The sequence below is a fragment of the Lentzea chajnantorensis genome, from assembly GCF_054300775.1.
Map to the genome: position 1 here is coordinate 2,673,288 of NZ_JBSDZT010000002.1, position 21,427 is coordinate 2,694,714.

General features: G+C 70.7%; 11 protein-coding genes and 1 pseudogene. 10 read left to right on the forward strand and 2 right to left on the reverse strand.

Annotated features, from left to right (window positions below; translation table 11 throughout):
* Window position 1: 1 nt before the first annotated feature.
* Both ACVDFE_RS13965 and ACVDFE_RS13970 read right to left on the reverse strand, forming a co-directional pair.
* Window positions 2–1,960: a tachylectin-related carbohydrate-binding protein gene (locus ACVDFE_RS13965; RefSeq protein WP_458430687.1), complete on the reverse strand. Its 1,959-nt coding sequence runs from the start codon at window positions 1,958–1,960 to the stop codon at window positions 2–4.
* Window positions 1,961–2,047: 87 nt separating this feature from the next.
* Window positions 2,048–4,033 carry a tachylectin-related carbohydrate-binding protein gene (locus ACVDFE_RS13970; RefSeq protein ID WP_458430688.1) on the reverse strand — a complete coding sequence of 662 codons (1,986 nt, stop codon included), beginning with the start codon at window positions 4,031–4,033 and terminating at the stop codon, window positions 2,048–2,050.
* 194 nt (window positions 4,034–4,227) lie between these two features.
* Here ACVDFE_RS13970 and ACVDFE_RS13975 point away from each other — a divergent pair, with 194 nt between their 5' ends.
* From ACVDFE_RS13975 to ACVDFE_RS14020, 10 genes and pseudogenes are all read left to right on the forward strand, one after another.
* Window positions 4,228–13,395, forward strand: coding sequence for a LamG-like jellyroll fold domain-containing protein (locus ACVDFE_RS13975; RefSeq protein WP_458430689.1), 9,168 nt, complete (start codon window positions 4,228–4,230; stop codon window positions 13,393–13,395).
* 9 nt (window positions 13,396–13,404) lie between these two features.
* Window positions 13,405–13,950 (forward strand): hypothetical protein, encoded by a 546-nt coding sequence (locus ACVDFE_RS13980; RefSeq protein WP_360390701.1) that lies wholly within the window; start codon window positions 13,405–13,407, stop codon window positions 13,948–13,950.
* Between the two features lie 59 nt (window positions 13,951–14,009).
* On the forward strand, window positions 14,010–14,942 hold the full coding sequence (locus tag ACVDFE_RS13985; RefSeq protein ID WP_360390699.1) for a bifunctional riboflavin kinase/FAD synthetase: 933 nt from the start codon (window positions 14,010–14,012) through the stop codon (window positions 14,940–14,942).
* An 82-nt stretch (window positions 14,943–15,024) separates the two neighbouring features.
* Window positions 15,025–15,507: a helix-turn-helix domain-containing protein gene (locus ACVDFE_RS13990; protein ID WP_360390696.1), complete on the forward strand. Its 483-nt coding sequence runs from the start codon at window positions 15,025–15,027 to the stop codon at window positions 15,505–15,507.
* A 32-nt stretch (window positions 15,508–15,539) separates the two neighbouring features.
* Window positions 15,540–15,950 carry a 2'-5' RNA ligase family protein gene (locus ACVDFE_RS13995; protein WP_458430690.1) on the forward strand — a complete coding sequence of 137 codons (411 nt, stop codon included), beginning with the start codon at window positions 15,540–15,542 and terminating at the stop codon, window positions 15,948–15,950.
* Between the two features lie 127 nt (window positions 15,951–16,077).
* Window positions 16,078–16,347 carry a 30S ribosomal protein S15 gene (gene rpsO / locus ACVDFE_RS14000; RefSeq protein ID WP_360390691.1) on the forward strand — a complete coding sequence of 90 codons (270 nt, stop codon included), beginning with the start codon at window positions 16,078–16,080 and terminating at the stop codon, window positions 16,345–16,347.
* A 230-nt stretch (window positions 16,348–16,577) separates the two neighbouring features.
* Window positions 16,578–18,828, forward strand: a pseudogene (locus tag ACVDFE_RS14005) (polyribonucleotide nucleotidyltransferase).
* A complete protein-coding gene (locus ACVDFE_RS14010; RefSeq protein ID WP_458430691.1) occupies window positions 18,825–20,228 on the forward strand; it encodes a M16 family metallopeptidase in 1,404 nt (467 codons plus the stop codon). Before ACVDFE_RS14005 ends, ACVDFE_RS14010 begins: the two are co-directional and overlap by 4 nt.
* Window positions 20,225–20,962: a 4-hydroxy-tetrahydrodipicolinate reductase gene (dapB, locus tag ACVDFE_RS14015; protein ID WP_458430692.1), complete on the forward strand. Its 738-nt coding sequence runs from the start codon at window positions 20,225–20,227 to the stop codon at window positions 20,960–20,962. The genes ACVDFE_RS14010 and dapB overlap by 4 nt, the downstream gene beginning before the upstream one ends.
* Window positions 20,959–21,396, forward strand: a complete 438-nt coding sequence (locus ACVDFE_RS14020) for a hypothetical protein (RefSeq protein ID WP_360390680.1) — start codon at window positions 20,959–20,961, stop codon at window positions 21,394–21,396. Before dapB ends, ACVDFE_RS14020 begins: the two co-directional genes overlap by 4 nt.
* Window positions 21,397–21,427 lie beyond the last annotated feature (31 nt).

The window sequence follows — 21,427 nt, forward strand, 5'->3', positions numbered from 1 at the left end:
GTCAGTCGCCGGCGGACGTGAACGAGCCCTGGTCGGCGACAGGAGCGCCGCCCGTGCGCGCCGCGGTCGTGCTCGGCACCCAGAACTGCATCTTCGGCACGCCGTCGGGGGTGCGGAACGCGATCAGCCAGGTGTCGTTGGCGAGCGACATGGCCGGGTCGGAACCTGCCTCGTCGGAGTAGTTCGTGATCTCCGTCCACGGCCACCACGCCGTGCTGGCGGGGGCCTGCTGACCGGTGCGGTAGATCCAGCCGTCGCTGCCGCGCACGGACAGCTGGACGGTGCCGTCGGGTGCTCTCAGCGCAGCGGGGTCGCCCACCACCAGAGCGCCCCCCGGCAGGTCGACCGGCACCGCGGTCCACGCGCCGGTCAGGGTGTCGCTCGCGGTGGTGCGGGTCGTGTAGACCCTGCCGTCGGCCCGCCGCGCGTACAGCTGGAGGGTGTTGTCCGCCAAGGGGACCACGGCCGCCGCGTCCGTGCCGCCGGAGCCGCCGCACGACCAGTCGCCGACCGCGGTGGGCGTGACCGTGAGCTTGCAGTAGTCACCGCCGGTGCGCAGGGCGACCACGTGGATGGAGGTGCCCGTCGTGACGGCGGTGACGTGCCCGGTCGCGCTGATCGGCTGCGCGGTCAGCCTGCGCCACGGGTACAGCGTGCCGTTCGACCCGTACTGCTTCGCCCAGACGTGGCCGTCGGCCGAGAGCGCGACGTAGCCGACCTTGCCGTCCGAGGTGCGGACGGCCTGCGGCGCGGTGAGCATCCGGCCGAAGTGGTTGACCGGCGCCTTCCAGGAGTTGATCGCCTGCCGGTCGAAGACGCGCGCGTCGGCGTCGGTGGCGCGGGCCCAGATCCTGGTGCTGCCGTCGGTGTTCTCGGCGAGCGCGGGCGTGCCGCGGAAGTCGACGGCGGTGTCCGGGAGAGCGCTGAACGGGTGGGGCCCGACCCGCACGTCGGCGATGTCCGAGTGGACGACGTCGCTGTTGCCGTTGACGTAGGCGAACTGGAGGTGGCCGTCGGAGGTCTTGAGCAGCGCGGGCTTGGCGTACCCCGTGGGCGGGACGCTCGGGCGGGCCGGACCCGGTTCGGTGACGAGGGTGCACGCGTCCGGCGCGGCGAGCGCGGTGACGCCGTCGGTCCACCACGTGCCCGCCTGCACGCCGGAGGTGATGTGGTGGGCGGTCTCGGAGTAGCGGAACCAGTAGACCTTGTTGTCGCGGATGCCGTAGATGACGTCCGCGCCGGGCGAGGTCAGGTTCTGGTACTGCTCCCACGGGATGCCGGGGATCGCGACGGGCGCGGGCGTGAGCCAGCGCTGCGAGCCGGCGTGGAAGCGGTAGCGGAACATCGCGCCGTTCGGCTGGCGGGCCCACAGCACGCCGTCACCGGCCGCGAAGATCAGGTCGTACCGGTCCCAGCCGCTGTCGATCGCCAGCTCGTCCCAGACACCGGTGGCCTCGTCGTAGGTGCGGCGCCACAGCCCGCCGTTGCCGTCGACCATGTAGAACGCGCCGGTGCTGTCGATCGTGAGCTTCCTGGCGCCGGCGGGATCGGCGTAGTAGCCCATGCCTTCGCGGATGGGCTTGCTGGTGCCGCCGTTCTCCCAGGACGGCGAGCCGGTGCCGAGCCAGCGGTGCCGCTGCAACGTGCCGTCGGCCGCGTTCAGGTAGTACATGCGGCCGTCCGGGCCCGCCCAGCTCGCCGCCGGCCAGCCCGAGCTCACCTCCGAGCCGTTGCTCCACGCGTCGGCACCGGTCGCCGGCGCGTGGTGCTCGTGCAGGTGCAGCTTGGTGGTGGCGCGCACCGCCCAGAGGCGGGCCGTCTGCTGGCAGGTGAACTCGTCGGCGGCCACGGCCGGTCGTACCGCGTCCGTCAACGCCGGTGCGGCGGTCAGGACGCCCGTCGCGGCGAGGACGGCCATGACCGCGGGCAGCGTTCTTCTGCGCGACAGCTGTGGTCGCATGGGATCTCCCCAGAGGTGGAAGGTGAAGTGCGGTGCGCCGGGAAGGCGGCCTTCCCGGCGGGTGGTCAGCGCTGGAGCACGACCTCGTCAGCGGCTCAGCGGAACGTCCACGAACGAGCCGTTGCCCGTCGGTGCCGCGGACCGGGCCGTGGCGCTCGTCGTCGACGGCGCCGGGACGAAGGAGCGCAGCTTCGGGAGGCCCGCCGGCGTCCGGTAGGCGATGACCCAGGTGTTCTCGGCGAGCGACAGCGTCGGGTCCACCTCCGTCTCGTCGGCGTAGGCGGTGATCTCGTGCCACGGCCACCACGCGGTCGAGGCGTGGGCCTGCTGACCGGTGCGGTAGGTGAAGCCGTCGGTGCCGCGGACGGCCACCTCCAGCGTGCCCGAGGTGGGTGCCAGGACGGCGCTGGGCGGGCCCGCCGCCGTGACGCCCGGCGAGAGCTCACCGAGGATCGGCGTCCACGTGCCGTTGGCCGCGGAGCTGTGGGTGTAGACCTTGCCGTCTGTCCTGCGGGCGAACAGCTGCAGGTCGTCGCCCAGCGCGACCGCGGCGGCGGGGCCGGTGTTGCCCGTGCCGCCGTTGTTCTGCCACACCACGGTTTCCGTGGTCGGCGTCAGCGCCGTGGTGCCGTACGTGCCGTCGGTGCGCAACGCGACGACCTTGATCGTGTTGTCGACCGCCAGCACGGTGAGCTGACCGGTCGGGCGGGGTTCGCCGGTCTGGAACGACTGGCCCTTCACCCGCGACCACGGGAGCAGGTCGCTGTTCGCGGTCTTCTGCGACCGCGTCCAGAGGAAGCCGTCCTTGTCCACGGCCACGTACGAGACGAGGCCGTTGGTGCGCACGAGCTGCGGCGGCGACTGCATCCGGCCGCCCAGGTCGGCGAGACCGCCGAACGAGGCCCCCGGCTGGGCCTGGAAGGCGCCGCGGGCGTCGGAGTCCTCGGTGTGCGCCGCGATCCGCAGCGACTGGTCCTGGTTGTCCACGATGGACGGAACACCGGTGAGGTTCGTGACACCGGGGAACGTCTCGAAGCCGTTGGGGCCGCCGGAGAGGCTGCGCACCTCGGCGTGGACGAGCATGCCGTCCTTCGCGACGTAGGCGTACTGCAGGTAGCCGTTGGACGTCTTGGTGAGCGCCGCGGCGGCCAGCCGGTTCCGCGGCACGACCGGGCGGTCCGGGTTCGGCTCCGGGGTGCGGACGCAGTTGTCGGTCAGCGCGAACACGGACAGGTCGTCGTGCCAGCCGTTGCCGACCTCCCGGCCGAAGCCGGTGACCGGGTCGCCCTGCCAGGTGCCGTTCGTCTCGTCGTAGCGGTACCAGAGCAGCTGGCCGGTGTCCGGTCGCGTGCCGTACAGCACGTCGCCGCCGGGGGAGAAGACGCGGCTGAACATCTGCCAGCCGAAGCCGACCGGCTTCGCGTACTCGAGCCAGCGCTGCGACGGCGCGTGGTAGCGGAAGCGGAACAGCTCACCGGCGGAACCGGCCTTGCGGGCGTAGACCACACCGTTGCCCGCGGCCGTGATGAGGTCGTACTGCTCCCAGCCGGTGTCGATGACCGTGGCCGCCCAGGTGCCGTTCGACTCGTCGTACGAGCGCCAGTGCAGGTTGCCTGCCTTGTCCACGTCGTAGAAGTGGCCGAGCGGGTCGACCGTGACCCTGTTCTTGAAGTTCGCGTCGGCGTGGTCCTGCCAGTCGTCGGCGATCTTGCGCCCGCTGCCGCCGTCCTCCCAGCCGGTGTTCGGGTCCAGCCGGAAGCGCCAGAGCTCCCCGTTCTCCTTGACGTCGTAGACCCGGCGGTCGGGGCCGCCGAACGCCCGCGACGCCCAGCCGGAGCCGACCTGGTTCCACTGGTTCCACTGCGCGGCACCGGTTTCCGGTTCCTGGTGCGGGTAGAGCCACAGGTTGCCGTCCGGGTAGACGGTGAAGATCAGCGCCTCGGAGTTGCACCTCAGGTAGTCGTCGGCCGCGTGGGCGACGACGGACGTGCCCGGTGCCACGACGGTGCCGAGCACCGCCGCCAGCGCGACGGCGATGGACGTGCTTCTTCTTCGCGACAGCTCAGGTCGCATCGATCCCCCCAGGGCATGTGTGAAGTTGGGCGATGGCCCGCGCCCCTCCCTTGGCCCGTGCACCGCGCACGAAGCATGCGGCGCGCACCCCGCCCACCGCAAGGGGCTTGCTTTCCGCGGCGCCGGAACGCATCCTGTGCGCTGCGTCGTGTCCGACCTGGGGAGGTGCCGGGCAAGGCGGCCTGGGTGGACACATGGGGGGATTCGACGTGGCCGAACCGCGGTTCTTCAGCATGCCCGGAAAACGGGCGCCGGGCAGCCGCGGCCGGCGTGCCGGTCTGGCCGGACTCGTGGGTGTGTTGGTGCTCACCATCGCCGGTCCCGCGCTCGCGGAGGTCTTCCCGGAGGCGTTGCAGCGCACCATCGCCGCGATGGGCCCGGCGTCCGGGCCCGGACAGCAGTGGGGTGACGCGGCCGCCGCGAACGGCGACCCGGCGGCGAACAGGGCAGACCCCCGGTCGTTGCAGGCGGAGTACCAGCCCGTGAAGGGCCAGGACACACCGTCCGCGAAGGACAACCCCACCGAGGTCGTCACGAGGGAACGCGGCGCCGTCCGCGGGTTCGACGCCGCCACGAGCAAGGAGCTCGCCGACCGGCGAACCGAGACGAGCCGCACGTTCGGCAACGCCGACGGCACCGAGACCACCGAGGTCAGCCAGGAGCCGATCAACCACCGCGGGCCGGACGGCAGCTGGGCACCGGTCGACCCGAGCCTGGTGGCCGCGGGCGGCGGCTGGCGCAACGCCTCGGACAGCGTCGACATCAGGCTCGCCGCCGCGGCCGACGCCACGCCGCTCGTGCGGTACGCCCTCGACGGCGACCACGAGCTCGGCTTCTCCCTGCGCGGGTCCGCCGCGTCCGCCGGGCAGGTGAGCGGCTCCTCGGTGACCTACCCCGCCGTCCAGCCGCGGGTCGACCTCAGGTTCGACGTCAGCGCGGGCACGGTCAAGGAGTCCATCGTCCTGCACTCCGCGGACACGCCACGGACGTTCGACTTCCCGTTGCACCTCAAGGGACTCACGCCGCGCATCAGCAACGGCAACCTGGAGCTCACCGGCCGTGACGGGAAGGTCGCCGCCGTCGTGCCCGCCGGGTTCATGGTCGACGCCCACGACGGCCCCGCCGGTGGCGTCCAGTCGAAGGGCGTGCGGTACGAGCTGGCCGGACAGGTGCTGCGGGTCACGCTCGACGACGCGTGGCTCCGAGACCCGGCGCGCAAGTACCCGGTCGTGGTCGACCCGACGGTGACCACGCCGGAGTCCGGCCACACCATGTACGTGCAGCGCGTCGGCAGCTCGTCGAACACCAGCTACTCCGACGGGGCCCAGCTGCGCGCGGGCACCGTGGTCGACAACGGCACGCGGATCAACGCCGCCACCTACCTCGACTTCTCCGGCATCGAGAACACCCTGCGCAACCACCGGATCTTCGGCGCCACCCTCGGCCTCACCAACGAGTGGTCGTACTCCTGCGGCGCCCGGCCGGTGTCGGTGCACCCGGTCACGCAGGGCTGGAACGCGTTCGCCGGCACGTACCCCTACCCCGGCCCCGCCTACGGTGGTGAGCTGGCGAGCTCGTCGTTCGCCTACGGCTACATCGCGCCGGGCAGCTCGCGGTCGAACTGCCCGCAGGCCACCGCCGCGATCGACCTCGGCGCCGCCGGTCGCGACCTCGTGCAGCGCTGGGTGACCGGCCAGCAGGCCAACTACGGCCTCACGGTCCGCGCCTCCGAGACCGACGTGTACGGCTGGAAGAAGTTCTACGGTCACGCGACGGCGAACAAGCCGAAGCTCTCGATCACGCACACCCCGTACGACGCCGAGTACCGCTTCGACCGCCCGGTGCCCAAGCCCGCGCTGCTCAAGGGCGGTGTGCCCGGCACGATCGGCATCAGCGTGACGAACCGGGGCCCCACCACGTGGACCCCGGGCGAGTACGTGCTGTCGTACCGCCAGTTCGCCGCCAGCGGTGCGCCCATGGTGCAGGTGAACGACTCCGCGACGCTCACCGGTGACGTCGGCCGCGGGCAGACGGTCGCGCTGGAGGCGAAGATCTTCCCGCCCGCGGACTGGGGCGAGTACACGTTCGAGTTCTCCATGCACCGCAAGGGACACGCGTACTTCGTCGACGAGCAGATCCCGCCCGCGGTGCTCAACCTCGAGATGCAGAACGTGCCGCCGGCGTTGCAGGAGCAGTACCCGCCGAACGGCTACTCGGCACCGACGCTGCGCCCCACGCTGTGGGCCGGCGGCATCGACATCGACAACGGCGGTGCCGGCCTGCAGTACCGGTTCAAGGTCTGCGACAAGGACAACGCTTCGTCCTGTGTGGACTCCGGGTACAGCGCGAACCAGTCGTGGACCGTGCCGGCAGGCGCGTTGCGGTGGAGCAAGACCTACCTGTGGAACGCGTTCGTGAAGGACTCCGGTGGCGCGGAGAGCCAGCCGGTCCAGGGCAGCGCGCTGCTCACCGCCGTGCCGCAGCCGGAGATCACCTCACACCTGGGCAACGCGCCCTACAGCGGCAGCACCGGTGAGGTGGACGCGCAGGTCGGCAACTACCGCACCAGCGCGGTGGACCTGTCGGTCGGCGGTGTCGGGCCCGCGCTCGGCGTGTCCCGCACCTACAACAGCCTCGACCCGCGCCGGGACCTGACGTTCGGCGCCGGTTGGAGCACCCAGTTCGACATGCGGGTCGTCGAGGACACCGACGGCTCCGGCAACGCCGTGGTCACCTACCCGGACGGCCAGCAGGTCCGCTTCGGCCACAACGGCGGCGGCACCTACTCGCCCCCGCCCGGCCGCTACGCCACGTTCTTCCGCAACGACAGCGGCTGGACGCTCGTCGACAAGAACTCGACCGGCTACTTCTTCCGCCCCGACGGCAAGCTGGCCAGGATCGCCGACAACAGCGGTCGCTTCATCGACTTCACCTACGACGCCACCACGGGCCGGCTCACCTCCGCCGGCAACCCCGCCTCCGGTCGCGCGCTGACCTTCACCTGGACCGGCGACGTCGTCACGCAGGTCAGCGCGACCGTCGACGGCACCGAGCTGAAGTGGGCCTACACCTACTCCACCGACCTGCCCGAACGCGGGCGGCGGCTGGAGGAGGTCTGCGACCCGAAGGGCGGCTGCACCACCTACTCCTACGGCTGGGGCTCGCACTACCGCAGCACGGTCCTCGACACCCGGCCCGAGTCCTACTGGACGCTGGGCGAGACCGACGGCTCCGCCAAGGCGCACAGCCAGATCGGCCTCAACCTGGGCAACGACGCGGCCACGTACACCGACGTGACCCGCGGTGTGACCGGTGTGGCCCAGGGCTCACCGGACAGCGCGGTGTCGTTCGACGGCACCAAGTCGCGGGTCACGTTGCCGGACAACGCCATCCGCAAGAACCGCAGCGTCGCCGTCGAGCTGTGGTTCAAGACCACGAAGTCCGGTCCGCTCGCCGCGTTCGCCGACAAGCCGTTCATCGAGAACTCCGCGTTCAACGGCATGTACGTCGGCACGGACGGCAAGCTGCGCGCCCGGTTCACCACCACCGCGGCCACCCAGCCGGCACCGATCACCACCACGGGCACCGTCAACGACGGCCAGTGGCACCACGTCGTGCTCAGCGCGGACGTCGCCACGCAGGTCCTCTACCTCGACGGCGCCAAGGTCGGCGAGATCGCCGGTAACGTGCAGACGGCGGCGCTGAAGCACGGCCAGCTCGGCGCGGGCAACAGCTCCGGCCCCGCGTGGGGTGCGCCGCAGTGGTTCTTCCAGGGCGAGGTCGACGAGGTCGCCGTCTACGCGCACCCGTTGGGGCTCAACGAGGTCAACGCCCACGTGCAGGCCGCGAAGATGCCCGGCGCCCAGGTGGCGAAGGTGACGTTGCCGAGCGGACGGGTCGCGGGCGAGGTCCGCTACGACACGGTCCGCGACCGGGTCAGCGAGCAGATCGACCGCAACGGCGGCTCGTGGCGGTTCGGCGCGCCCGCGTTCACCGGCAACGAGCAGAACCCGGTGCGCACGGTCCGGGTCACCGACCCCGGGAACCGCCACCACTTCTACGACTTCGACCCGCTGCGCGGACGCATCCTGCGCTACCTCTCGCCGCTCGGCATGGAGACCCGCAAGGAGGACCGCCCGCCGGGCTCCACGGCACCGGCACCCGGTGAGCCCACCTGCGCGCCGCAGCCGGACGGCAGCTTCTGCGACGTCCCGGTCACCGGTGGCGGTGGTTTCGTGAACGTCGAGTTCCAGGGCGTGCGGAACTTCTCCTACGACGAGGCCGGGTTCCAGACGACGATCACCGACGAGGTCGGCAACCAGGTCGTCCTGGCGCACGACCCCCGCGGCAACGTCAAGTCCCGCAAGACCTGCCGCCGTGCCGCGGACTGCCAGGTCGCCCACTACACCTACTACCTCAACCCGGCCGACCTGACCGACCCGCGCAACGACAAGGTGATCGAGCACCGCGACGGGCGGTCGGCCGGCGCCACCGACAACACCTACCTCACCCGGTACTCCTACGACCCCAAGGGCCGGCTGCTGGAGCAGGTGACCGCGGACAACGCGTCCGTGAAGCACACCTACACCGACGGCAGCTCCGCGGCCGTCGGCGGCGGCAACGAACCGGCCGGACTGGTGAAGACCAGCCGCGACCCGATGGGCGCCGTCACGACGTACCTGTACCACCGCAACGGTGACGTGGCCGAGGTCCGGTCGCCGAGCGGTCTGCGGCAGGTCTCGACGTACGACGCGCTGGGCCGCAAGGTCACCGGCAAGACCATCTCCGACGCCTACCCCAACGGGCTGCTGACGACGTACAGGTACGACGAGCGTTCTCGGCTCGTGCGCGTCACGGCACCCGGTGTCGTGAACGTGCTCACCGGCAAGACGCACGTCCTGCAGACGTCCCTGGAGTACGACGCCGACGGCAACCAGACGAGGGTGTCGCGCGCCGACCTCACCGGCGGCGACCCGATCCGGGAGACGTTCACCCACTACGACTCGCGCGGCCGGGTCGAGCGGGTGGTCGACGCCGAGGGCGGGGAGATCTCGCTGGGGTACGACTCCTTCGGCAACACCACGTTCGTCGTCAACGCGGACGGCGTGCGCACCGAGTTCGCCTACACCGCCCGCAACGCGGTGTCCGAGGTGCGGCTGCGCGGCTGGAACGGCGACCCCGAGGGCGCGCCGGCGCTGCCCAACGGCTACCTCGTGGTGCAGCGCAACAGCTACGACCGGGCCGGCCGGCTCACCCGCACCACCGACGCCATGAACCGCACCGAGGTGCGCGACTACTACGGCGACGACCTGCTGTTCTCCCGCAAGCTGCTGGGAGCGGGCACGGGGACCGGCGCACCGCCGAAGATCGACCTGGAGACGAACTCCTACGACGGCGCCGGCAACCTCGTCGAACGCCGCCAGCCCGGCAACCTCGTCACGAAGTACACCTACGACGCCGTCGGCCGCACGCTCACCACCGTGGACGACCCCGGCGGCCTGGACCGGCGCACCGCGTTCGCCTACAACCTGAACGGCGGCATCACCCAGGTCACCCGCACCGGCAACACCTCCAACGCGGGGCAGCTGCAGAGCGGCACCGCGGAGGTCGTCGACTACGGCTACGACGCCTTCGGCCGGCGCACGTCGGAGGACGTGCGCCTGAACACCGGCCGGCTGCGCACCACGTGGGAGTACGACCAGCGCGGTCTCGTGCGCAAGGTCGTGCCACCGCGCGGCAACGAACCGGGCGCCAGCGCCGCCGCGTTCACGACCGACCTGACCTACGACGAGGCCGGCCGCCTGGTCGGCACGACCTCGCCCGCCGTCTCCGTCGTGACCGCCGAGAACGACCCCGCGACCGTGCGGCCCGTGACGAAGATCGGCTACAACGCGTTCGGCGAGTCGCAGCAGGCGCAGGACGCCAACGGCGTCGTGCACCGCTCCGAGGTCGACCGGCTGGGCCGGACCGTCAAGTCCTCCGCGCCCTCCTACACACCGCCCGGTGCGTCGCAGCCGGTCGAGGGCTTCTCCACGGCGCGGTACGACGGCAACGGCAACGTGCTGGAGACCGTCGACGCGCGCGGTGCGTCGACGACGTTCGAGTACGACCAGATGGGTCGCGTGGTGAAGACCACCGGCCCGGCCGGCAGCGTCGTGCGGACCTACACCAGGACCGGCGAGCTGCTGTCCACCGTGGACGAAAGCGGTGCGCGCACCGAGTCGACCTACGACGTGTTCGGCCGCCTCGCCACGAGCACCGTGCTGGAGCGGTCGCCCGCCAAGACCCTGACGAGCACCTACTCCTACAACGCGGCCAACCGCCTGGAGAAGGTCAGGTCGCCGCTGGGCGCCGAGTCGAAGCTGGAGTACGACGTGCTCGGCTCGCTCGTCCGCAGCACCGACCCCGCCGGTGTCGTCAGCTCCTTCGGCTACGACCTCGCGGGCCGCCGGATCAAGGTGGCCGACGGCGCCGGCCGCGCCACGTTCACCGGGTACGACCAGGCGGGCCGGGTCGAGTCGGTCCGCCGCCTCAGTGCGTCCGGCGGGCTGGTCAGCCGTTCGACGTTCGTCCACGACGCCGCCGGCAACCTGACCACCGCCACCGACCCGCTGGGCCGCAAGACCACCTACGCCCACGACGCGCTCAACCGCACCGTCGGCCAGGTCGAGCCGGTCTCCGACACCGAGTCGATCACCACGTCCTCCGGCTACGACTCGGCCGGCAACCGCACGCGGTTCGTCGACGGCCGCGGCAACCGCACCGCCTACACCTACAACACGCTCGGCCTGCCGGAGTCCACGATCGAGGCGGCGACGGCGGAGCACCCCGCTCCGGCCGACCGCACGTGGACCACGACCTACAACGCGGCCGGCGACCCCGTGTCCGAACGCGCGCCGGGCGGTGTCGTCCGGACCCGCACGTTCGACCCGCTGGGCCGGCTGACGAAGGAGACCGGCTCGGGCGCCGAGGCGGCCACCACCGACCGCGGCTACGACTACGACGCGCTGGGCCGCCTGGTCGGCTCGTCCAGCGCGGGCGGCACCGACACGTTCACCTACAACGACCGCGGCCTGCTGCTGACGTCGTCCGGACCGGGCGGCACCGCGTCGCGCGAGTACGACGACGACGGCAACCTGACCGCGCGCACCGACGCGTCGGGCACCTCCCGGTTCACCTACCTGCTCGGGCGGACCCAGTCCGTGCAGGACGGCGTGACCGGTCTGACGCAGACCTTCGGCTACGACACCGCGGGCCTGCTGAAGACGCTCGACCTGGGCAACGGCCGCACGCGCACCTACGACTACGACGACGGCGGCCGCCTGGCCAAGGACACCGTCGCCGGCGCCGCGTCCGTCGCCTACACCTACGACCGCGCCGACCGGGTGCTCACGAAGACCTCGACCGGCACGACGGCCGCCGGCCAGCAGACCTACGACTACGACCACTCGGGCCGCCTGAAGTCCTGGACCTCACCGGCCGGAACGGTCTCGTACGGCTGGGACGCCGCGGGCAACCGCACCCGCGTGGGCGACGCCCAGTCGACCTACGACGAACGCAACCGCCTCCGCACCGAGAACGGAGCGGTGGTCTCCCACAACGCGCGCGGCGGCGTGACCTCCCGTGCGGGTGTCACGGCCTCGTTCGACGCCTTCGACCGCATGGTGAGCCAAGGCGCGCAGACGTACACGTACGACGCGTTGGACCGCGTGACCAAGCGCAACGACAAGTCGTTCCAGTACAGCGGCACGTCCAGCGCGGTCGTGTCGGACGGCACCGCGGTCTACGGCCGCGACGCCTCCGGCTCGGTCCTCGCCATCGGCCAGGGCACCGACAAGAAGCTGGCCGTCTCCGACCGGCACGGCGACGTCGTCGGCACCCTCGACCCGGCCGGCACCATGACGTCGCTGGCCGACTCGACCGCCTACGACCCGTTCGGCGTGGTCACCTCCGGCGCCAAGCGCGCGGTCGGTTTCCAGGGCGAGTGGACCGACCCGGCCTCCGGCACGGTCAACATGGCCGCGCGCTGGTACAACCCGGGCAGCGGCGGCTTCGAGTCACGCGACTCGTGGACCCTGCCGGCCGCTCCGTCCGGCATGGCCAACCGCTACTCCTACGGGCTCGGGTCGCCGGTGAACCACGTCGATCCGACGGGCCACTACCCGTGCAAGGGCTTCGGCGGCGGCAACCCGTGCGGCGACGACAGCGGTGGCGGTCTCTGCATCCTCATGCCGATGCTGTGCTCGTGGTTCCCCGGCGGTGGCACCCACGAGGACCCCGGTGTCGGTGGCAGCAACCAGTCCAGCAGCAACCAGGGCAGCAGCAACCCGAGCAACAACAGGAAGAACAACAACTCGAACCAGCGCAGGACCCAGCAGCAGACCGACCCGTCGGTCAACGCCCGCAAGCAGGCCCAGGACTACGGTCGCCGCAACCCGTTGCCGGTACCGGAGGCGATGACCCAGCCGTCGTTCAGCGGTGACCGCAAGCCGCCGGTGTCGTCGGCGCCCGACCGGCGTTCCGAGGTCGCGAGCACGTACTCGAACCCGGTCAACGACGTGAACGACAGCTACCGCAAGCTCGAAATGCTGCTCGTGGTGCCCTCGAACGCCCTGATCGGCTCGGTGTCGCTCGCGTCGTCCGGCCCAGGCGAGATGACGTCGGTGCACTGGCGTCAGGACCGCGACCGCGATCCCGACGGCGTGCGGCCGCCCAAGGAGTGCGACCCCGACACCTACCTCAACCACAACGACCTGTGCCCTGCCGGCTCCGTGCCGCCGACGCCGCCGGACCCGCTCGCCGGCTGCGACTCGAACACCAAGGCCAACAAGCCGGAGCTTTGCGGGCAAGGCGGCTTCACGATGTGGGACCTCTTCGGAGGTGAGATCGAGGCCACAGCCGCCTGCGTGCAGGACCCCGGCGTCACCTGGGCATGCGGTCTCGCCGCCGCAGGTGTGGTCCTCGCCGTCATACCGTGGGGGAAGATCTTCAAACGCGCCGGCAGCGGTGTGGTGCGGCTGAGTCCGCTGGAACGGGCTGCGAGCCCGACGCTCACGGACCTGGACGAGGTCGCCGCGCACCTCGGCAAGCTCGACCACTCGCCGAGCAACGACCTCATGATCGGCCGAATCAGGGGCAACCTCCAGGCGGGAAGGCCGCTTCCGCAGAGCCAGACGAACTTCATGCGGCACGAGCTCACGGAGTCCGGACTCATGCAGCAGGGCATGAAGTACGAAGACGCGCACGAGCTGGCGCTCAAGACCCACGACCCCGGTAAGAACTACGACGTTGACATCATCGACAACGACCCGTCGTTCGGCCCGTGGTGGCGCAAGCAGAACGGCCTGCCGCCGAGGAAGTGAGATGTCGGCATGATCGAAGTAGATCTCCAGGGCCGCGGTGTGGTCGCGGTGGAGTTCGGCCGGATGAGCGCTCCACTGCTGGCGGACGACTGGCTCATCGACCGTTCCTCCGCGACCGCCACAGGTGCGGCGGGCAGCACCGTCGTGACCGTGGAGCTGTTGCGGCGGTTCGGCGGCGTCGCTCCGAGGGCGTTGCTCGGAGCGACCTACACACCACTCGGTGCAGAGGCGTCGGCGGGTGTGTTGGAGGTGCGGGTGCCCCGCGCCGCCACGTCGGCCGGCGGCGAGATCACCTGCGCGTCCCGGCTGTGGAAGAACCCGTTCGAGGTGGGCCTGCCGGAGGACTTCCCGGAAGGGGCCTTGAAAGGCGTTCTCTCCGGTGGGGCGGAGCTGCCCGCCGGAACGCTGGTGGTCGACCAGGCAGGCTTCGACGAGATGAACTCGTCGGCGTTCGCCTTCGAACAGGCGGGCGCACTGCTGCGCCGGGTCCTGTCCGCCTCGATGCGTGGGGAAGACGTCGAGGCCGTGGTGGTCAGGACGATGCAGAAGTGGTGACGGAGGACCTGGCGAGGTAGGCGGGCAGCGGCCCCGGCCGTCGTCGTAGGCTGATCACCGTGCAACGCTGGCGCGGACTGGATCACCTCCCCGGCGGCTGGGGCCGCTGCGTGGTCACCATCGGTGTGTTCGACGGTGTCCACAGGGGGCATCAGGCGCTCATCGGCCGGGCCGTCGAGCTCGCGCGGGAGCGGGGGCTGCCGGGTGTCCTCATGACGTTCGACCCCCATCCGTCCGAAGTGGTCCGGCCGGGCAGCCACCCCGCCCAGCTCACGACGCTGCGGCGCAGGGCCCAGCTGGTCGAGGAGCTCGGGGTCGACCACTTCGTGGTGGTGCCGTTCAGCCTGGAGACCAGCCGGATGCCGGCGGACGAGTTCGTGCACGAGGTGCTGGTCGAGAAGCTGCACGCGGCGGCTGTCGTGGTGGGTGAGAACTTCACCTTCGGGCACAGGGCGGCGGGTAACGTCGCGATGCTGCGCCAGCTGGGGCAGCGGTTCGGCTTTGTGACCGAGGGGGCTGATCTGGTGTCCGCTGATGACGTGACCTACTCGTCGACCTACATCCGCGCGTGCATCGACGCCGGTGACGTGAAGGCCGCCGCGGAGGCGCTGGGGCGGCCGCACCGGCTGGAGGGGATCGTCGTCAAGGGCGACGGGCGGGGCAAGGACCTGGGGTTCCCCACCGCGAACCTGTCGACGCCCCGGTTCGCGGCCGTGCCCGCGGACGGGATCTACGCCTGCTGGTTCACCGACGCCAAGGGGCGGACGCTCAAGGCCGCCGTCTCGGTCGGCACGAACCCGACGTTCTCGGGACGGGAACGGCGGGTCGAGGCGTTCGTGCTGGACGTGGACGAGGACTACTACGGCCAGCGGGTCGCCGTGGACTTCGTGGAACGGCTCCGCGAGATGGAGAAGTATGACTCCGTCGAGGCGCTCCTGGAGCAGATGCACCGGGATGTAGACCGAACGAGGGAACTGCTCACCGAGTCGTGACCGTCAGATGGCACGAAGTGCGCATGTGACGGCCTTCGTGCTGGCAGGATGCGGGTCGAAGCAGGCTACGGGAGAGGCCAAGGTGGAGGACCACAAGATCGTTCAGCGCAACCTCGCCCTCCAGCGGGAGTGGTACGGGGAGCCCCTGGGAGACCGGGTGAGGCGCTTGGTCGTGGCCTTCAACGTGTCGCAGGCGCAGCTGGCCGACGTGCTGGGGATCAGCGCGCCCATGCTCAGCCAGGTCATGAGCGGGCGGCGGGCCAAGATCGGCAACCCGGCCGTGCTCGCGCGGATGATCATGCTGGAGCGCAAGGTGCTCACGCCGGACGTGGCGACCGGGGCGCCGGAGGCGTTGCAGCGCGCGCTCGACGACGTGCGCGACTCCAAGCCGACCGTGTCACGCGACTCGCTGCCGGTCAACGGTGACGAGAGCGTCGCGTACCCGGTGCTGCGCCGCGTCGCCGACCGGGTCGAGCTGCAGCAGGCAGCCGACCTCCTGCACGAGGACTTCCCCGCGATCGCCGAGCTGTTCCGCCGCGCCATCCGGGCCGCCGGGCCCCGGTGAGGTTCTTCACCGCCCTCTTCCCGCCCCGGCACGTGGTCGACGAGCTCGACGCCGTGCTGGACCGTTCGCTCGACATCGGGTGGACGAACTCCGGGAAATGGCACATCACGCTCTGCTTTCACGGCGGAAGCGCTGATGAGGAACGTTTCCGGGCACTCGCGGGACATCCCGCGCCGCAACTGCGGGTGAAGGGCTTCGGCGACTTCCGCGGCACGGTCCTGTGGGCGGGAATCGACGGCGACTTAAATGGGTTGGCACGGGCGGCGGGCGCGGACGACAATTGGAAAGCGCACCTGACGTTGGCCTACGGGTACCGGGGCCAGCCGATGCCGGCTTTCAAGAGCAGCCCGTGGACGCCGGCCGAGGCGGTGCTCGTGAGCAGCGCAGACGGCGTCTACTCGCCCGTGGCACGGGTGGGGTTGCGCACGTCAACGCGCCGTTGAGCGGTGTGCCTGATAACCTTCGCAGTTGGGTCTGGCTGCGGTCCGTGGCGGCCAGTACCGGCTACCCCGGCCAGCAATTCGGCGGGCGTGGGGCCGCACGGACCTGAACAAGTAGGAGAACCACCCAGTGGCACTGTCCACGGAGCAGAAGAAGACCATCCTCGGTGAGTACGGTCTGCACGACAGCGACACCGGCTCGACCGAGGCGCAGGTCGCGCTCCTGAGCAAGCGCATCGCCGACCTCACGGAGCACCTCAAGCAGCACAAGCACGACCACCACTCCCGCCGTGGTCTTCTGCTGATGGTCGGCCGTCGCCGCCGTCTGCTGAACTACCTGACCAAGGTGGACATCAACCGCTACCGCGCGCTGATCCAGCGCCTCGGTCTGCGCAGGTGATACCCGCCGAGGGGGAGTGACCGGCCGGTCGCTCCCCCTCGGCGCACAACCGGGTGTATACAGACCCCTGGTTGCAAAGAGGAACAAAACAGGGCCCGCATCGCGCGAAGCAGTTATCGCCGGTCCTCGGTAGTGGCCCTCTGGTGGAACGCCCCAGAGGACTTCGATCGAAGACCGGCCTCGTCAGAACGCGTGTTGCGGTGTCCCAAAAGACGAGGAGAAACACTTATATGACGGACATCGAAGTTCACGAGGCGACTGCCGTGATCGACAACGGCAAGTTCGGCTCGCGCACGATCCGCTTCGAGACCGGGCGCCTGGCGCGCCAGGCCGCGGGCAGCGTGGTCGCGTACCTGGACGACGACACGATGCTGCTCTCCGCCACCACGGCGTCGAAGCAGCCGAAGGAGCACTTCGACTTCTTCCCCCTCACGGTGGACGTCGAGGAGCGCATGTACGCCGCGGGCCGCATCCCCGGCTCGTTCTTCCGGCGTGAGGGCCGTCCGAGCACGGACGCCATCCTGACCTGCCGCCTGATCGACCGTCCGCTGCGCCCGTCCTTCGTGGACGGTCTGCGCAACGAGATCCAGGTCGTCATCACGGTCATGAGCCTCAACCCGGCCGACCTGTACGACGTCGTGGCGATCAACGCCGCGTCCGCGTCGACGCAGCTCGCCGGCCTGCCGTTCTCCGGCCCGATCGGTGGCGTCCGCGTCGCTCTGATCGAGGGCCAGTGGGTGGCGTTCCCGACCCACGAGCAGCTCGAGAAGGCCGTGTTCGACATGGTCGTCGCGGGCCGCGTGGTCGACTCCGGCGACGTCGCGATCATGATGGTCGAGGCGGAGGCCACCGAGAACGTGATCGACCTGATCGGCGAGGGCGCCGTCGCCCCCACCGAGGAGGTCGTGGCCGCTGGCCTCGAGGCCGCGAAGCCGTTCATCAAGGTCCTCTGCGAGGCGCAGGCGCAGCTCGCGCAGGTCGCCGCCAAGGAGACCGGTGAGTACCCGACGTTCCCGGCCTACCAGGCCGACGCGTTCGAGGCCGTTGAGTCGGCCGCCTCCGGCGAGCTTCGCCCAGGCGCTGACCATCGCGGGCAAGGCCGAGCGCGAGAACAAGCTCGACGAGATCAAGGCCGCCACGCTGGACAAGCTGGCCGAGCAGTTCGAGGGCCGCGAGAAGGAGATCGGCGCGGCGTTCCGCTCGCTCACCAAGAAGCTGGTCCGCCAGCGGATCCTGCGCGACCAGGTGCGCATCGACGGCCGCGGTGTCACCGACATCCGCGACCTGGGTGCCGAGGTCGCCGTGATCCCGAGGACGCACGGCTCGGCGCTGTTCGAGCGCGGCGAGACCCAGATCCTGGGTGTCACCACGCTGAACATGCTGCGCATGGAGCAGCAGATCGACTCGCTGTCCCCCGAGACGCACAAGCGCTACCTGCACCACTACAACTTCCCGCCCTACTCGACCGGTGAGACCGGCCGCGTGGGCTCGCCGAAGCGCCGCGAGATCGGCCACGGCGCACTGGCCGAGCGCGCGCTCATGCCGGTGCTGCCGAAGCGGGACGAGTTCCCCTACGCGATCCGCCAGGTGTCCGAGGCGCTGGGCTCCAACGGCTCGACGTCCATGGGCTCGGTCTGCGCCTCGACGCTGTCGCTGCTCAACGCCGGTGTCCCGCTGAAGGCACCGGTCTCCGGCATCGCGATGGGCCTCGTGTCCGACGAGGTCGACGGTGAGACCCGCTACGTGGCGCTGACCGACATCCTCGGTGCCGAGGACGCGTTCGGCGACATGGACTTCAAGGTCGCGGGCACCAAGGAGTTCGTGACGGCGCTGCAGCTCGACACGAAGCTCGACGGCATCCCGTCCGAGGTGCTGGCGGCGGCGCTGGGCCAGGCCCGCGACGCGCGCTACACCATCCTGGAGGTCATGGCCGAGGCCATCTCCGACCCGGACGAGATGAGCGCCTTCGCTCCGCGCGTCACGTCGGTCAAGATTCCGACCGACAAGATCGGCGAGGTCATCGGCCCGAAGGGCAAGATGATCAACTCGATCACCGAGCAGACCGGTGCCGACATCTCCATCGAGGACGACGGCACGATCTACGTCGGTGCGGCGGACGGCCCCTCGGCCGAGGCCGCGATCGACATGATCAACGCGATCGCGAACCCGCAGCTGCCGAAGGTCGGCGAGCGCTTCCTGGGCACCGTGGTGAAGACCGCAGCGTTCGGCGCGTTCGTCTCGCTGCTGCCCGGCAAGGACGGCCTCGTCCACATCTCGAAGCTGGGCAACGGCAAGCGCATCGCGAAGGTGGAAGACGTCGTCAAGGTCGGCGACAAGCTCCGCGTCGAGATCGCCGACATCGACCAGCGCGGCAAGATCAGCCTGGTGGTCGTGAACGAGGACGCCGCCGAGGCGCCCGCGTCCGACGCCACCGAGGCGCCCGCTGCCACCGAGGCCGCTGAGGCGGCTCCCGCGCAGTGAGCACGACTGACAACAACGTGACGGCCGCGGGTGCATCCACCCGCGGCCGTCCGCGTACTCCAGCGCTGGGGCACCTGCAGAAGCCGGGCAGCACGCGGGTGCTCGAGACCTCCGCGGGCTCCGAGGTGCGGCGCAGCATGCTGCCCTCGGGGCTGCGGGTCATCACCGAACGCATCCCCGGCGTGCGGTCCGCCTCGGTCGGGCTGTGGGTGCAGGTCGGGTCGCGCGACGAGCGCCCGGCGGTCGCGGGCGCGGCGCACTACCTGGAACACCTGCTGTTCAAGGGAACGGCGCGGCGTTCGGCGGCGGCGATCGCGGAGGAGATCGACGCGGTCGGTGGCGAGCTGAACGCGTTCACCGCCAAGGAGCACACCTGCTACTACGCGCACGTCCTCGACGAGGACCTGCCTCTGGCGGTGGACCTGGTGGCGGACGTGGTGTTCGAGGCGTTGTGCGCGCCGCGGGACTTCGAGACCGAACGCGGTGTCGTGCTCGAAGAGATCGCGATGCGCGACGACGACCCCGAGGACCTGCTGCACGACGCGTTCATCGAGGCGTTGTTCGGCGGGCACGCGCTGGGCCGTCCGGTGCTGGGCACCGAGAAGTCCATCCAGGACATGGAACGGGACAACCTGTACTCGTTCTACAAGAAGAACTACACGTTGCCGCGCATGGTGTTCGCCGTCGCGGGCAACATCGAGCACGCGCACGTCATGCGCCTGGTGCGCAAGGCGATCGGTGACCGGCTGTCGCGGGAGGGCAGCGCGGTCGCACCGCGGGCGGGCCGGGCGCGCATCGCCGACGCCCGCAAGCTGGTGCTGCACACCGACGACACCGAGCAGGCGCACCTGATGCTCGGCATGAAGGGCCTCGACCGCCACGACGAGCGCCGGTTCGCGTTGAACGTGCTGAACGCGGCGGTCGGCGGCGGCATGAGCTCGCGGCTGTTCCAGGAGGTCCGCGAACGCCGCGGCCTCGCCTACCAGGTGTACTCGTCGGTCGGCATGTACGCCGACACGGGCACGTTCGCCGTGTACGCGGGCTGCCAGCCGGACCGCCTCGGCGACGTCGCCGGCGTGATCCGCGAGGTGCTGGTGGACGTGGCGCGCGGTGGCCTGTCCGACGCCGAGGTGGCCCGTGGCAAGGGCCAGCTGCGCGGCGGGCTGGTGCTGGGCCTGGAGGACACGAGCTCGCGCATGTCGCGGATCGGCAAGTCCGAGCTGAACTACGGCGACCACCTGAGCGTCGAGGCGACGCTCGCGCGGATCGACGCGGTCACCGCCGAGGAAGTGGCGCTGCTCGCACGTGATCTGCTGCGCCGACCGGTCGCCGCCGCGGTGGTCGGTCCCTACGATCATGCCGACGATCTGCCGGACCAGGTACACGAGGTGATTGCATGATTCGCGTCGGTGTTCTCGGCGCGCGGGGCCGCATGGGCTCCGAGGTGGTCCGCGCCGTCGAGGCGGCGAAGGACATGGAGGTCGTGGCGGCACTCGACGCCGACGACCCGTTGCCGGCCCTGGTGGACGCGGGCGCTCAGGTCGTCGTCGACTTCACGCACCCGGACGTCGTGCTGGGGAACCTGGAGTTCTGCATCGGCGCCGGAATCCACTGCGTCGTCGGCACTTCCGGCTTCGACCAGTCCCGTTTGGACGCCGTGGCGGCACTGCTCGCCGACCAGCCGTCGGTCGGTGTGCTGATCGCGCCGAACTTCGGCATCGGCGCGGTGCTGCTGATGCGCTTCTCGGAGATCGCGGCCCGCTACTACGAGTCGGCGGAGATCATCGAGCTGCACCACCCGCGCAAGGCCGACGCGCCTTCGGGCACGGCCGCGCACACGGCCCGGCTGATCGCGGCGGCCCGCGAGGGCATGGACCCGATGCCCGACGCGACCACGCAGGAGGAGCCGGGTGCCCGTGGCGCCGTCGTCGACGGCGTGCGCGTCCACTCGCTGCGCATCGCCGGCATGATCGCGCACCAGGAGGTCGTGTTCGGCGGCGAGAGCGAGACGCTGACGCTGCGCCAGGACTCGTTGCACCGCACGTCGTTCATGCCGGGGGTGGTTCTCGGGGTGCGGGAGATCGTCTCGCGGCCGGGGCTCGCGGTCGGTCTCGACAAGTACCTGGACCTGTGAAGACCCGGATCACCGTGGGGCTGCTGATCGCGGCCCTCGCGGTGTACTTCGTGCTGCTGGCCGGCCGTGCCGTGGCGTTGCTGCGCACCGGTGACGTGGTGGCGGTGCTGCTCGGTGTCGGCGTGCTGATCCTGCCGCTGCTCGGTGTGTGGCTCGTGTACTCGAACCTGCGGTTCGGGTGGGAGACCGAGAGGATGGCCCGCGAGCTCGACGCGGACGGGCTGCTGCCGGACGTCTCGCACCTGCCGCGCCGTCCGTCCGGGCGGGTCGACCGGGATGCCGCGGACGCGTGGTTCGAGGAGCGGCGTGGTGAGGTCGAGACCTCACCCGACGACTGGCGCGCCTGGTTCCGGCTGGCGTACGCGTACGACGTCGCCGGGGACCGCGGCCGGGCCCGGGAGACGATGAAGAAGGCCATCCAACTGCACTCCTGACCTCGTCGGGGTGCTGGACACGGTGAGACGC

What these genes read in the sequence shown, in the direction of transcription:
- ACVDFE_RS13980 (WP_360390701.1), top strand. Translation starts at nt 13,405, where the DNA reads ATGATCGAAGTAGATCTCCAGGGCCGCGGTGTGGTCGCGGTGGAGTTC.
- ACVDFE_RS13965 (WP_458430687.1), bottom strand. Translation starts at nt 1,960, where the DNA reads ATGCGACCACAGCTGTCGCGCAGAAGAACGCTGCCCGCGGTCATGGCC.
- ACVDFE_RS13975 (WP_458430689.1), top strand. Translation starts at nt 4,228, where the DNA reads ATGGGGGGATTCGACGTGGCCGAACCGCGGTTCTTCAGCATGCCCGGA.
- ACVDFE_RS13970 (WP_458430688.1), bottom strand. Translation starts at nt 4,033, where the DNA reads ATGCGACCTGAGCTGTCGCGAAGAAGAAGCACGTCCATCGCCGTCGCG.
- dapB (WP_458430692.1), top strand. Translation starts at nt 20,225, where the DNA reads ATGATTCGCGTCGGTGTTCTCGGCGCGCGGGGCCGCATGGGCTCCGAG.